Below are 14,330 nucleotides of genomic sequence, written 5' to 3'. Positions count from 1 at the left end.
AAGATGAGAGTGAAACTAAAAGAAGAGGTAATGAAAATGAGGATGGGTAAACCACTTATCTTTATACTTAAAGCAATAGGAGTTATAGCTATTGCAATAGTACTTTTTCTGGTCATTGTTTTTATTGTTAATATTGTCTGTAACAAATCGGAGCAAGAAAAAATAGAAACTTATGGTCAGTCTGTAACAGTAGACGGAAAAAATATGAATGTGTTAATTCAAGGAGAAGGCGAAGAAACCATCGTGCTCCTACCTGGCTATGGAACAGCGGCACCAGCACTTGATTTTAAGATGCTCATCGATGAATTATCTCCAATTTACAAAGTTGTCGCGATTGAGCCTTTCGGATATGGATTAAGTGATGAAACCGATAAAGAACGAAGCACTGCGAATATTGTCAGTGAAATGCATGAAGCTTTACAGCAGCTTAATATTGACCATTTTACGCTAATGGGCCACTCCATTGCAGGTATCTACGGCCTTGATTATGTCAACAAATATCCAAACGAAGTGAGTGCATTTGTAGGCATTGATACTAGTGTTTCTACACAAGGCGGTATGGATGTCAAATTTCCATTAAAAACATTCGCGTTTCTTGAAAAATCAGGTCTTTTGAGATTAATCAAGAAAGTAGGTACAGACCCCTATGCCGAACTAGTATTTGATGATCAAGCGAAAGAGCAAATGAAAATGATTTCAAATAAAAACTCGTATAATGCCACTACCTTGAATGAGATGGAACATATTTCTTCTAATTTTAAAAAGGCTCAAAATTTAACATTCCCTAAAGATCTTCCGCTTCTTTTATTTGTACAAGCAAATAATACGGACAGGGAAAATTGGGTATCACTGCATGAAGAGCAAGCTAAAGAGTCAATGCTTGGTAAAGTAATAACATTGGATGGATCACATTATTTACACCATAGCAAATTCAAAGAAATCGCTGAAAACTTTAGAGAATTTATGAAAGAATTAAAGTGAGTGCGAGAAAGGTCCCTGATATTATCCCGCATTAACGGTAAGTAAGGCGTCCACGTCAAGTGGAAAGATGAGAACGAGTCAATTAGGTCTAAGAAGCCCGACGCCTCCAGGAAACCGCCCAGTCGAAACGGAAATCAACCACTCGTTTTTGCTGAGGAGCCAACTTTATGTAATATGATACCTTAATTTCATTGGCATAGTTTTTCAGCAAAGTGAAAAGCGATTTCTCAATTAGAGAAATCGCTTTTTTGCAAAAGTTTGTTACCAAAGCTTATAGCCTTTAGAACCAGGAGGGGAATTAGAAATAATATCGATAATTGGAATAGTATAGGCAAATAAAATTAATGCTACTAAAATAACAAGCCATACTTTAAAGTTCTCTAAGATAGCTGGAGTAGTACCACCATTTTCATGTACTTCACCAACAGGGAATTCCTCTTCGCCTTTTGGTGCAAACCATGCTAATTTCACCACAATATAAAGGATGATTATGATAGCGATGAACAGGATTGTACCGCCAATAGCTTGAGCGATTTGATAAGGAATCCAATCATAAGCTTGTTGAGCGCCGCCATACTCAGAGTAATCAGATCGACGAGGTGCACCGATTAAACCAGCAATATGCATAGCGGAAGACATAATTGTCATACCAGTAGCCCATAAAATAGCTGCAAAATTACCAAGATTGTTTAAAGATTTAGTCAATGTGCGACCTGTTAAATGTGGAATTAACCAGAATGCCGCACTGAAATAAGTTAATACGACTGTTGTTGCAATTGTTAAATGGAAATGTCCTGTAACCCAAATAGTGTTATGGATTAATTGGTTCATTTGGTAAGAAGCATTGATGATACCGCCTGCACCACCAGGAATAAATGCTACCATACCGATAAATGGCACGAAGAAACGGGCATCTTTCCATGGTAATTTTTTAAACCAGCCGTAAAGACCTTTGCCACCTAATTCACGACCACGTAATTCAAACATTGCAAACATCGAGAAGGCAGTCATTAAGGATGGTACGATTACGGCAAATGTTAAAACAACTTGTATGAATTTCCATGTACCATCAATACCGGGCTCTGTTAATTGGTGATGGATCCCAACTGGTACAGAAAAAATTAAGAACAGCATAAACGACAGTCTTGCTAAAGAATCAGAGAAAATTTTTCCTCCAATAACCTTCGGAATAATGACATACCAAACCATGTATGCTGGTAATAACCAGAAGTACACAAGAGCATGACCGAAATACCAGAACAATGTACGGGATAGTGCTACATCAACACGTTCGATAAAGCCTAAGGACCATGGAAGTAGCTGGAATAGAACAGAAACAGCTACACCTAGAGTTGCTACGAACCACATTAAATTATTGACAACAACCATAAATGACAGTAATGGGCTTCGTTGTCCGCTACCTTTGTTTTCTTTACGCCATTGAGCATATCGTAAAATTTGACCTGCGCCGCCAACCCAAGAACCAACAACGACTAATGTAAGGCCTAAATAGAATATCCAGTGAGCTTTCAATGGAGCATAGAACGTATATAAAACAGTTGCCTCATTAAGTAGAACCATTATTGCAGCAGCTGCTGTACCGATAGTCATTAACCAGAAGCCAATCCAGCCAAGGCGACGTTGACCATCTGAAAAAGTCCCTGACGTACGGCTAACACTGGCAATTTGGAAACCAAAAATAAAGAACGTTGTTAAAATAAGACCGAGTAAAACACCATGTACAGTTAAAACTTGATAGTAACCAATGCCTGCTGGTAATGTAAATTGACCAGAACGAACGAAAACTTGTAATAAACCTGCAAGACCACCTAATAACAATGCGATGAATGCTACGTAAATATGAGCCATTGCAAGCTTCGCATCACGACGATCCACTTTTGCCAAATTATTATTTAGACTCATTTGGATCCACCACCTTTAGCATAGAGTGCATCATCGTATGCCCAGTACCACAGTATTCATTACATACGATTAAAAACTCTCCTACTTTATTTATAGTAGTTACATATTCAGAAATGTAACCCGGTTCAAGCATCATATTAATATTTGTACCTGCAACTTCAAAACCGTGCATTACATCTGCACTTGTTGCGATAAATTTCACCTTAGCTCCAAGAGGAACTTCAATTTCTGGAGGATTGTAATTAAATGCTGATGCTAAAACAACCACTTCATAATCCCAATCCTTACCTTCTACTTGATGAACACCAGGATTATCGAAGGGGGCAAATTCTTTTACTTTCTCATAATCTAGTGTTTTTTTACCATTGTTCGGATGTGAGCCTTGATGGAATGCACCGATGCCTAGAATGATAAGGAATGCTACTAAAGTAGCAACTCCAAACACAAGCCAATATTTTTCATACTTATGTAAGTGCATATGTCTCTGTCCTTTCTTAGTAGAATCAATTATGACTTCTTTCAGCGGGCGTTTGGATACTCGCTGAAAAGTAGCTTAAATACGCATTCATCCCCCACTTATAGAGGTGGAGACTCTTGTAACTGACGTTTCACTTTTGATACAAAGAACATTTGTTGCTGACCCTTCGCTTTTGCTACAAAAAACAATTGCTGAAAGAAGTTAAAAACGATTGATGAACAAATCGAAGCAGTACACCCAAAACAAGATAATAATGATTCCTACTCCAAATACCGCATAGAGTGAACCTTTTAAATTTTCATCTGACTTTTTTTTATTTGCCATTTTTGCTCCTCCTACGCTTTTATTGTGTCTTTCTTATTGCCATGATATATAAATAAATTTTATTTTGATGTGAAAAAAATCACACAACTTAGCGAAATATGTGAAAAAAATGTGAAAAATTGAGGAGGGAATAAAAAATAGCCACCTCAATAGTCATTGAGATGGCCACTAATTGGTCAGAATTAGAGTAATTTTTATTAAAATATCTTGTTTTTCAAGAAATATTACTAATAGAAATTTAGGCTTGAGCCTAATGGGGCATCCTCTGTTAATTATAGAGAATGAAAAAGAGTGATCATAAATGTTTGATGTATTAGCATAGGATATATCATTTGGAACAGTTCGATATTCTAGTACTCTATTATTCTTCAATTGTTAAAAGAACTGTCAGCGGACCAACGTTTGGAATTGTAACAGGGAGTACAAAGGCCTTTTCAAAGCCGTATAACTTTGTGTTGCCAACCATCACTGTTGGGGGTGTGATATCAATTTCTAAGCTTTCTTGTCCCACGGTAGTACATAAATTTCCTGCAATCATATTCCCGAATTCCCCTGTAAAGGATTCCAACATTTCTCCTTCAAGAGGCATACCAAACATAGTATTGCCGATGCCACTAAATATTTCAGGAGAGGAATCAATGATTACACGGCCCTTTAAATCTCCTATTAAACCAATTAAAACACCCATTTGCTGTTGTTGAAATGGTTCAGAAATAATACTAGGCGTTTTCACCTCTATATCCATAGGTAGAATCGATCTTAAAGCATGAATTGTCCCGTTTAAAATAGTTTGAAAGTACTTCGAATTACTCATCATTACCGCATCCTTTTTCCGACTTTTCTACATCTTACCATGTTAAAAGGGTAAGATGAAAGTATGTCTTGACGAATTAGTGGGAAATTTATATTATATTAATGAGAATGATTTTCAAAATCAATAAATGGACGTTAAGTCTTTTCGAATACAAATATTTAAATTAAAAGGAGCGGTCAGTGATGACATTCGTATTTATTGGAGCGGCAGTGGTTATCTATATTGGAGTGGGAAAACACGTTATGAAACAGGCGACTGCACATTTGAAATAAGAGGATATCAATAAAGACATTTTTCATATAGGTAGAGCATGGTCTTAGTAATTTTGAGATCATGCTTTTTTTTATTGATCTTTAATACTTTTGTTGTAATAAAAAGAGGATAGTTGTTTGTTTTTTCTGAAATATCTTGTAAATGGGAGTCGTTTTTTTGTAGAATTAAACAAATTAGTATATCAATGCAATGTGTGGGTCATTGATGGATTCGGTAGTTATTTAGGTTACAATATTCGCACCATTAATAAAAATAATAAAAAAGGATGGGCAATCAAGCGACGTCCTATAGAAATTTAGGTGAAGAAAACATGACAAAAATATTGTTAACAGGGTTTGTACCATTTCTTGAGTATAAAATTAATCCAACAATGCAAATTGTAGAAAACTTACATGGAGAAATGATGGATGGCTATGAAATTATAGGACGCATTTTGTCAGTGGATTTTCAGCAATCTGCTCAGCAGCTGAAACAATATATTGCTGAAATAAAGCCACAAATCATTATTTCATTAGGCTTAGCTGGAGGACGTTTTAAAATTACACCTGAGCGAATAGCGATTAATATTAAAGATGGCGAAGCGGATAATAATGGTTATACGCCAGCAGATGAGAGCATTTATGATGGCGGTAAAGACGCGTATATAACGAATTTACCTATTAGAAATATGGTGAATCGATTATTAAAAGAGGGATATCCAGCGGAAATTTCAAATACGGCGGGTACCTATTTATGTAATAATATTATGTATGAAGGGCTAGTTTACGCAAAGCAACAAAAAGGGGTCCGTGCAGGCTTTATTCATATACCTGCGTCATTTGATTTGGCGATTCAGCATGGAAAAATCCCGGGATGGAATATTCAAGATTTAATAACTTCTATTAGACTTTGTATCGAGGAGACCATTCGTGCAGCGAATGATTGATTTTCCTCATACGATATGAGTTAGCCAACACACAAATCGTTTTGTATTTATGGATGCCCTAAAATAATTTAAGGCATCCATTTTTTATTTATATGAGCTGTATTTTTTTATTCATGAAACAAAGTATCTCAGATCTGCTAAAGGTGATTAAAGTGTAGTCACTAATTCAACTGCCTCAACAATAATTGGTGTTCCTGCTGGTAAAGTGCCTGTAACAGTATGGAATGTTAATTCTGTTGCAGAAACTGAGTAAGAACCACCTTCCTGAAGCACCCCATTTATATATAAATTATAGTATCCGTTTGTTACGATTGGGAAAGTAGTTGCGGCAGAACCGCTATCATTTAAAAAGGTTGTAGCGGCAACCGTTGTACCATCAGAGATCGTTAAGGGTGCAGCTAAAACATTGAAAAATCTAGTCGAAGTCCCTGTAACATTGACATGAATATTAATAATAGAAAGTGCCACTTATTTTCACCCCCTTTCAGGTTTATTTCTTACATTGTAGAAAATCCTAATGATTCTATGATAATTGGAGTACCTTTATAAATTGTTGAATTATCTGGACTTAAGGTTAACGAGATTGGAGTTATGGTGTAAATTCCACCTTCCTGCATTACAGCATTGATATAAAGATTAACGTAGCCATTCGGATTAAAAATCTTAAATTCAGTTGCTGGGTTCCCATCATCATCCCAAAATTGGCTAGCGGCTATAGTCGCCCCATTCGTTAAATTAATATCTGATGTAGCAACATAGAAATATCTATTTACTGTTGGAATGATATTTCCATTAGGTTCAATGACAGGGGGAGGGTCTACTGAGGGAAGGGTACTAGCTTTTATACGAGGCCAAATAAACCGCTCTTCACACCCACATTCACATTCTTGCTCGAGTTTTTGGTGATTCCTAAAGTTCACCATTTTTTTATCACTCCATTTAATTTTTTTTCCCCAAGCTAACTTTGTAATTTTCACTATTATTAGTATTGCAATCACACATTAAACTTTTTTAAATCTTAAATTGCCTTACCTTAAAATATGAAGAAAATAATAAATTGCTTAGTTGTGCAACCATTTTGAAATAGAAATTAGTAGTTTTTTTTAAAATATTGGCCCATCACTACAAATTGAGAATGACATTTTGTTAAAACGTATGAAATCAACCCCGCGTTTTGATAGTAAGCCTGAATAATGCATTTTTTTGGTTAAACAGGACGAGATGGATGAATATGGCGTCTGAAACCTTTATATATATGCTTTTCAAAGTAAATTAGTGTTATACTTTGTTTGTCGAATAAGGTAGAATACTAATTATGACTATCTTCATTCAGAAAAACTACCACCTCTGAAGTCGTAAGATGAATGCGGATATAGTTTCTTTCCAAACATTACTGAATGAAGATAAGCCTCCGGCGGATGTTGCGGATTTTTAAAGGAGTGAATTGTGCTCGCACGATTCAAAATCCGGACGCATTGTTTATCTGTGCGAAAGCGCAGCGACAGCAACAATTACGCCAAGGCGAAATTGATTAATATGAATAAAGGGGTTACTGGTTTTATGAATGATTTTGAAAAACAGTTGGAGGCGCTATTAAAGCAAGCTTCGTTACAATACATAATTTATCAGCATAATGGTGATACAGAGCGTATGGATAAGACATCACTTTTTGCACGTAAAATACAGCAAAAAGAATATGTTATCGGCTTTGCTGGCCATTTCTCTGCTGGTAAGTCAAGTATGATTAACGCGCTTTCAGGTGAAGATTTACTTGCGTCAAGTCCTATTCCAACGAGTGCCAATATCGTTAAAGTCCATAAATCAGATGAAGACTTTGCGATTGTCTATATGCACAATGAAAAGCCTGTGAAATTTGAAGCAGGTTATGATTTTAAAACAGTAAAAGAGCTTAGTAAAAATGGGGACCTAGTGTCTCAAATTGAAATTGGTCATAGTACATCGACATTACCACTAGGCGTCACAGTTATGGATACGCCAGGTGTCGACTCGACAGATGATGCACACCGTATGTCAACAGAGTCAGCCCTTCATATTGCTGATGTCGTATTTTATACAATGGACTACAATCACGTGCAATCAGAATTGAATTTTCAATTTACAAAGCAATTAATGAAGTATAATCCAAACGTTTATTTAATCGTTAACATGATTGATAAGCATAATGAAAATGAATTAAGCTTTGAGGAATTTAAAGCAACAGTTCACAATTCCTTTGCGGCTTGGGGTGTAGTACCAAAAGGTGTATTTTTCACTTCATTAAGAGAACCTGAGCACCCTAATAACGATTTTAAAGCTGTCAAGAAAATTGTTATGGATAGTATGAATGATTGGCAGGATCAACTTGTACAGACAGCATCTAATACGCTGCGTTTATTACAAAGTGAGCATGACACTTATTTAACAGAAGAAAGAGAAGATCGTTTAGACATCGATGAAGATGTATTAAGTGCCGATGACTGGGCAAACCATAAAGATATTTTAGAGCAATACAATAAGCTGAATCGTCAAGTTGAATTGTTCTCGATTGAGGCATGGAATGAAACGTTCGAAGATCAACGTAAAGAACTTCTTGCGAATGCTGCCATTATGCCAGCTGATTTACGCGATAAATTACGTCTGTATTTAGAGAGTCAGCAGGATGGTTTCAAGGTAGGGGGCTTATTTACTGCTAAGAAAAAAACAGAGGAAGAGCGTAACCGCCGTAAAGAGGATGCCTATAGTGCCTATCAAAATGTTGTGCATGCACAGGTTACTGGACATTTAAAAGGCCTAATGAAAAAGGTGTTAAAGGATGTTAGTGCATTAAATGAAGAACGTGCTACAGCTATTGATGCCTACAGCTTTGAATTACCATTCTCACTTATTGAGCAGCAAGTACAAGTTGGTGCTCTATTAACTGGGGATGCCGTACTAAACTTCGCAAACCGTGTGGCAGAGGCAACAAAACGTTACTTCATCCAGGAAACAGATAATTGGAAGGATGCACAAGCAACAACTTTAGAAGCGGTGGCTACTGAAACGGCTGCACCATCTAAATTAAAAATGGCTGGGATGCAAGCGAAAGTTGATGCTATTCAGGCAGTGCTTGAAATCGAGGGCTATCAGCAATATAGTGCGAGTATTATGCATCAGGCAAGCAACGAAATACGTCAGCTAGCAAATCAACAGCTGACAAATTGGGATCATGCCTTTAAGCAAGATTTAGCAGATATCCGATTGTTTGATGAATCGATGTTACAGCCAAAAGAGGAAGCGTTACAACAGGAAGAAGCACAGCAAGCAGTAAGTGCAACAAGCCTTCCTATTGAAGGTGTAGTTAAGCGTGCACTTCATACGGCAAATGCTGTAAAAGATGTACAAGGCTTTGCGGAAGTAGCAACTTACTTAGAAAATAAAGTAGAACGATTACAGAAAAAGGATTTCACAATCGCGCTTTTCGGTGCATTTAGTGCAGGGAAATCTTCCTTCTCTAATGCCTTAATGGGTGCTAAAGTTTTACCAGTATCACCAAACCCTACAACTGCGGCTATAAATAAAATTCGTCCTGTAACACCAGAACATCCGCATGAAACAGCAGATGTACTGTTAAAAACAGCTGACCAAATGCTAGAGGATATTCAAGCTTCATACGCAGCAATTGGTTTATCAGTTTCTTCTTTAGAAGAGGCGTTTAATCGTGCAGATGAAGGACTTGCGGTGCAGCTATCGGACGAACGCTTAAATGTGCATAAATCATTTATACGTGCATATAAAGAAGGGTTCCCAACATTTAAGTCTGAGCTAGGAAAAGTATTACGTGTTAATCGTGAAGAGTTCGAAAAATTTGTTGCGCAGGAAAATAAATCATGTTTTGTTGATAATATTGATTTCTATTATGATAGTCCGTTAACACGCATGGGTGTGACACTTGTTGACACACCAGGAGCAGATTCTATTAATGCGCGTCATACAGGTGTTGCGTTTGATTATATTCGTAATGCTGATGCAATCTTGTTTATTACTTATTATAATCATGCTTTTGCTAAAGCTGACCGTGAGTTTTTGATCCAGCTAGGGCGTGTGAAGGATGCCTTCGAACTTGATAAAATGTTCTTTATCGTCAATGCGATTGATTTAGCGACAACAGAAGAAGAGCAGGAAGATGTAAAAGGCTATGTCCGTTCAGAGCTACAACGCTTTGGCATTCGCTTCCCTCGACTTTACGGTGTGTCGAGCCTATTGGCTTTAAAGGAAAAAGTAGAAGGTGCCGAATTAACATCAGGTATGCCACCTTTCGAAGATGCCTTCCACACATTCTTAAATGATGAATTAAGTGCACTGGCTGTTCAGGCACTTGCTGAAGAAGTCGATAAAACGGAGCAACGTTTAGGTGATTTAATTGCGCAAACAGAAGAAAACTTAAAACGTAAGGATGAGCGTTTAGAGGAATTAACAACTCTTGAACAGCATATAAAATCGAAGTTTAATACGCTTAATACAAGTATGTTAGAAAGTGAAACGAAGCAAGAGCTTGATGAATTACTGTATTATGTTCTTCAGCGGGTGTATTATCGTTACCCAGAGTTCTTTAAGGAAAGCTATAATCCGTCAACATTTGCAGCAATGCCGGCTCAGCAAGCACTAGAGCATGCTTTAAAAGAAGTAATGCAAAGTTTACGCTTTGACTTTACACAAGAAATGCGTGTAACAAACTTCCGTTTATCACAGTTTATTAGTAAAAAACTGCAACTGCGCTTTAAAGATGAAGTACGTGAGCTAAAAGAATTAAACCGTAGCTTCTCATTCTTAGCGTTTGAATCTTCTGGGCCAGATTTACTTGATTTTGAAGGGCCATTTACAGATATCGCGAAATATTCGGGTGTGAAATCACACTTCCGTAATCAAAAGGCATTCTTTGAGAAGAATGAAAAAGTGAAGCTAAGTGAGGCGCTTGAAGTATTAACAAAACCAGATGCGCAAAACTATTTAGATTCACAGAAAGTATCCCTCATGACATGGGCTATTACCTATATTGCTGAGGAAGCGGAAACATTACGTCTGCATATTTACCATCAGGCGCTTGAACAAATTGCAACAGAAAGACTTGCACTTCAAGAAGAAAGCCGTTTAGCTTCTTGGAAAACTATTTACGAACAATTACAATACGCATGAGGTGATTCATTTGGGAAAAGTATTCAAATCAGTTGAGGAAATTCAGTTAGATGGAGTCCGTTTCATAGATGCTCGCTTTGATTTACAAAATAAAGAGGCGGGGAATAAAATATTTGAAGAGGGACATGCACCAGGAGCGATTTTTATCGATCTAGAGCAGGATCTATCAGATATGGGATCCAGCGATGGCCGCCATCCTATGCCAAGTAAGGAAAAGCTATCGGCAGTAATTCAAGGATTAGGATTAAGCTATGAGGATCAAATTGTCGTTTATGATCAAGGAGCTGCGCCATTTGCACCACGTGCTTGGTGGATGCTGACATATGCAGGCTTTCCAAATGTAGTGATTGTGAATGGTGGTGCACCTGCGCTCGAGGAAAAAATATCATTCACAAAAGACATTATAAAATATCCACCGACTACGATTGAATTTGTTTGGCGAGATGAACTATATGCTCCACGTGAAGCAGTTAAAGCTATTGTAGATGGAGAAGTCAATGCGACGTTGCTAGATGCACGTGCCGCAGCTCGCTACCGTGGAGAGGTGGAGCCTCTTGATATGGTAGCTGGGCATATTCCAACAGCGAAAAACTTTGACTGGGAGCAATTAAAGTCAGATGGCCGTCTCCAAGCCAATGATGCGTTACGCAGCAAGGTTGCTCAAGACGAGCATGTTGTTGTGTATTGTGGCAGCGGTGTTACAGCCTCACCATTGTATGCAGTGCTAGCAGATGAAGGTTATGAAAATATTCAACTGTATGTAGGCAGCTTTAGTGACTGGATTACACAATATGATGTAGAAAAAGGAACAAATGAATAAATGATAGAAGTAGAAACGCTCACTTTGGTGGGCGTTTTTTTGCTTTTATTGGAGTGGGATGGATAGCGTTGTTGAAGCAACGGAAAGCATGATCCAGAGCGACGGAAAGAATAGTTGAAGCGACGGATAGAAAGGCAAGAGCGACGGAAAGAAGAGCCAAGGTGACGGATAGAAATCAGAGCGACGGATAGAAAGGCAAGAGTGGTGGAAAGAAGAGCCAAGGTGACGGATAGAATCGTCAGAACGACGGAAAGTGGTCGAAGTGACGGAAAGAGTGGCAGAAACGACGGAAAGAAGAGCCGAGGTGACGAATAGAATCGTCAGAACGGCGGAAAGTGGTCGAAGCGACGGAAAGAAGAGCCGAGGCGACGGATAGAACAGTCAGAACGACGGATAGTGGTCGAAGTGACGGAAAGAGTGGCAGAAGCGACGGAAAGAAGAGCCGAGGTGACGAATAGAATCGTCAGAACGACGAAAAGTGGTCGAAGCGACGGAAAGAAGAGCCGAGGCGACGGATAGAACAGTCAGAACGACGGATAGTGGTCGAAGTGACGGAAAGAGTGGCAGAAGCGACGGAAAGAAGAGTCGAGGCGACGGATAGAATCGCCAGAGTGACGGATAGAGAAGCCAAAGTCGTGGATAGCCCCGGCCAAATCGTGGATAGAACCGTCAAAATGATGGATAGCCCCGCTCAAATCGTGGATAGAACCATCAAAATGATGGATAGCCCCGGCCAAATCGTGGATAGAACAGTCAAAATGGTGGATAGGCCCGCCCAAGTCGTGGATAGAACCATCAAAATGATGGATAGCCCCGTCAAAATGATGGATAGCCCCGGCCAAATCGTGGATAGAACAGTCAAAATGATGGATAGCCCCGCCTAAATCGTGGATAGAACCATCAAAATGGTGGATAGGCCCGCCCAAGTCGTGGATAGAACCGTCAAAATAATGGATAGCCCCGCCCAAATCGTGGATAGAACCATCAAAATGATGGATAGCCCCGCCCGAATCGTGGATAGAACAGTCAAAATGATGGATAGCCCCGCTCAAATCATGGATAGAACAGTCAAAATGATGGATAGCCCCGCTCAAATCGTGGATAGAACCGTCGAAATGATGGATAGCCCCGCCCGAATCGTGGATAGAACCGTCAAAATGATGGATAGCTCCGCTCAAATCGTGGATAGAACCGTCAAAATGATGGATAGCCCTGCTCAAATCGTGGATAGAACCATCAAAATGATGGATAGCCCCGCCCAAATCGTGGATAGAACAGTCAAAATGGTGGATAGCCCCGCCCAAATCGTGGATAGAACCGTCAAAATGGTGGATAGCCCCGGCCAAGTCGTGGATAGACACGCTAGAGCGACGAATTATGAAACAATATATGTGGATTGTACCCTCTGCTACAGCAAGCTGGATTTTTCAAATGAATATAGAATACGATGCAATGGTCTCACTATAATAGTAGGAGCTATTTTAATAGCAATCTTCAATTTACATTTATTTCCCTTGCATCATTTGACAAAGGATATTAAACCAACAATCAGAGTTGTGATGTATGCATAAAATGACTGGTTATTCATTTTATGCTACACTCTTTTTACAAAGGGGGGGAAAGGATGTTTAAACGAGAGAAAAGTATAGAGATTCAACAAAATCGTGATGTGCAATGTGCGCACGGTAAAGTGGCAGTTCAGGGTATTGGAATGAGTGTATATAGCTTTTTTGTGGATGGGGTACTAATTGATACAGGCTCATATTCACTTTCACAGGAGTTCCAATCCTTTTTTAATGATATACCGGTTGAGCAACTGGCGCTAACTCATTCTCATGAGGATCATTCAGGAAATGCAGCATGGATTCAGCAACATAAGGGCGTACCTATCTATGTTCACCGTGATTCGGTAAGTCTTTGTGCAAAGGATGGTGAATATCCTTTTTATCGACAGGCACTATGGGGGGAGCGACCAGCATTTATTGCTCAACCGTTAGGCAATACATTGCAAACGAAATCGGCTACATGGGATGTTATTGAAACGCCAGGACATACGACAGATCATGTATCATTTTACAATCGAGAAACAGGTGCTATGTTTACAGGTGATTTGTATATACAGACGAAAACTAAGGTTGTCCTTGATGAAGAAAATATCGTACATACCTTGGCGTCTTTGAAGAAAATATTAAACTATGATTTCGAAGAAGTTTATTGCTGTCATGCGGGCTTTTTAGCGGATGGTCGAGCGAAAATACAAGAAAAAATTGCTTATTTAGAAGAAATGGAGAGCAATATAAGGCAATTATTTGATAAAGGTTATTCGGTAGAAGAAATGACAAAATCAATCTTTTCTCGTGAATATCCGATTACAAAAGTATCGGGGGAACAGTGGTCTTCCAAACACATTATCACTGCTTTTATCAATCAATTTACGCAAGAGTCCTTAAAATAGGGGCTCTTTTTTATTGAAATGACGGATTGTAATATTAAGTGCAACACTCAGAAATCAATATAAAGGAAGCCCATAACGACCTCGTGTAGAATGTAGTTACCACACCAACATTCAAACGGAGGAATCGTTATGAGCTATACCCATCTTACCATATCAGAACGTGTA

12 protein-coding genes are annotated in these 14,330 nt (G+C 38.6%); 5 read left to right on the top strand and 7 right to left on the bottom strand.

The features are described 5' to 3' along the window. Nucleotides 1–30 precede the first annotated feature (30 nt). Entirely contained in the window at nt 31–981 is a 951-nt protein-coding gene (locus AC1DCY_RS12515; RefSeq protein WP_477350660.1) for an alpha/beta hydrolase, read from the top strand. A 261-nt stretch (nt 982–1,242) separates the two neighbouring features. Here AC1DCY_RS12515 and AC1DCY_RS12510 read toward each other — a convergent pair whose 3' ends face one another. The 4 genes from AC1DCY_RS12510 to AC1DCY_RS12495 form a co-directional block, all read right to left on the bottom strand. Continuing rightward, nucleotides 1,243–2,904: a b(o/a)3-type cytochrome-c oxidase subunit 1 gene (locus AC1DCY_RS12510; protein ID WP_477350535.1), complete on the bottom strand. Its 1,662-nt coding sequence runs from the start codon at nt 2,902–2,904 to the stop codon at nt 1,243–1,245. After that, nucleotides 2,891–3,382 (bottom strand): cytochrome c oxidase subunit II, encoded by a 492-nt coding sequence (locus AC1DCY_RS12505; protein ID WP_477350533.1) that lies wholly within the window; start codon nt 3,380–3,382, stop codon nt 2,891–2,893. The genes AC1DCY_RS12510 and AC1DCY_RS12505 overlap by 14 nt, the downstream gene beginning before the upstream one ends. Nucleotides 3,383–3,583: 201 nt before the next feature. Next, a complete protein-coding gene (locus AC1DCY_RS12500) occupies nt 3,584–3,706 on the bottom strand; it encodes a hypothetical protein (RefSeq protein ID WP_477350532.1) in 123 nt (40 codons plus the stop codon). Between the two features lie 361 nt (nt 3,707–4,067). Continuing rightward, nucleotides 4,068–4,520, bottom strand: a complete 453-nt coding sequence (locus AC1DCY_RS12495) for a chemotaxis protein CheX (protein ID WP_477350531.1) — start codon at nt 4,518–4,520, stop codon at nt 4,068–4,070. A 583-nt stretch (nt 4,521–5,103) separates the two neighbouring features. Here AC1DCY_RS12495 and AC1DCY_RS12490 point away from each other — a divergent pair. Then, nucleotides 5,104–5,718: a pyroglutamyl-peptidase I gene (locus AC1DCY_RS12490; protein ID WP_477350529.1), complete on the top strand. Its 615-nt coding sequence runs from the start codon at nt 5,104–5,106 to the stop codon at nt 5,716–5,718. 147 nt (nt 5,719–5,865) lie between these two features. Here the strand turns inward: AC1DCY_RS12490 and AC1DCY_RS12485 are convergent, their stop codons facing one another. After that, nucleotides 5,866–6,186 (bottom strand): DUF4183 domain-containing protein, encoded by a 321-nt coding sequence (locus AC1DCY_RS12485; RefSeq protein WP_477350528.1) that lies wholly within the window; start codon nt 6,184–6,186, stop codon nt 5,866–5,868. A gap of 29 nt (nt 6,187–6,215) precedes the next feature. Beyond that, complete coding sequence (locus tag AC1DCY_RS12480) at nt 6,216–6,716, bottom strand: DUF4183 domain-containing protein (protein ID WP_477350527.1); 501 nt, start codon at nt 6,714–6,716, stop codon at nt 6,216–6,218. Between the two features lie 562 nt (nt 6,717–7,278). Between AC1DCY_RS12480 and AC1DCY_RS12475 the strand changes: the two genes are divergently transcribed. Further along, a complete protein-coding gene (locus tag AC1DCY_RS12475; protein ID WP_477350658.1) occupies nt 7,279–10,890 on the top strand; it encodes a dynamin family protein in 3,612 nt (1,203 codons plus the stop codon). A 10-nt stretch (nt 10,891–10,900) separates the two neighbouring features. Beyond that, entirely contained in the window at nt 10,901–11,710 is an 810-nt protein-coding gene (locus AC1DCY_RS12470; RefSeq protein WP_477350525.1) for a sulfurtransferase, read from the top strand. Between the two features lie 524 nt (nt 11,711–12,234). Here the strand turns inward: AC1DCY_RS12470 and AC1DCY_RS12465 are convergent. Then, complete coding sequence (locus AC1DCY_RS12465; RefSeq protein WP_477350523.1) at nt 12,235–13,071, bottom strand: hypothetical protein; 837 nt, start codon at nt 13,069–13,071, stop codon at nt 12,235–12,237. A gap of 263 nt (nt 13,072–13,334) precedes the next feature. Between AC1DCY_RS12465 and AC1DCY_RS12460 the strand changes: the two genes are divergently transcribed. Beyond that, complete coding sequence (locus tag AC1DCY_RS12460) at nt 13,335–14,165, top strand: MBL fold metallo-hydrolase (RefSeq protein ID WP_477350521.1); 831 nt, start codon at nt 13,335–13,337, stop codon at nt 14,163–14,165. Nucleotides 14,166–14,330 lie beyond the last annotated feature (165 nt).

This window comes from Lysinibacillus sp. 10T31, from assembly GCF_056394365.1.
This window is presented reverse-complemented; position numbering and strand designations above follow the sequence as displayed.

Bases quoted from the DNA above. Each gene is read 5' to 3' on its own strand.
- AC1DCY_RS12515 (WP_477350660.1), top strand. From the start codon at position 31: ATGAAAATGAGGATGGGTAAACCACTTATCTTTATACTTAAAGCAATA.
- AC1DCY_RS12510 (WP_477350535.1), bottom strand. From the start codon at position 2,904: ATGAGTCTAAATAATAATTTGGCAAAAGTGGATCGTCGTGATGCGAAG.
- AC1DCY_RS12505 (WP_477350533.1), bottom strand. From the start codon at position 3,382: ATGCACTTACATAAGTATGAAAAATATTGGCTTGTGTTTGGAGTTGCT.
- AC1DCY_RS12500 (WP_477350532.1), bottom strand. From the start codon at position 3,706: ATGGCAAATAAAAAAAAGTCAGATGAAAATTTAAAAGGTTCACTCTAT.
- AC1DCY_RS12495 (WP_477350531.1), bottom strand. From the start codon at position 4,520: ATGAGTAATTCGAAGTACTTTCAAACTATTTTAAACGGGACAATTCAT.
- AC1DCY_RS12490 (WP_477350529.1), top strand. From the start codon at position 5,104: ATGACAAAAATATTGTTAACAGGGTTTGTACCATTTCTTGAGTATAAA.
- AC1DCY_RS12475 (WP_477350658.1), top strand. From the start codon at position 7,279: ATGAATGATTTTGAAAAACAGTTGGAGGCGCTATTAAAGCAAGCTTCG.
- AC1DCY_RS12460 (WP_477350521.1), top strand. From the start codon at position 13,335: ATGTTTAAACGAGAGAAAAGTATAGAGATTCAACAAAATCGTGATGTG.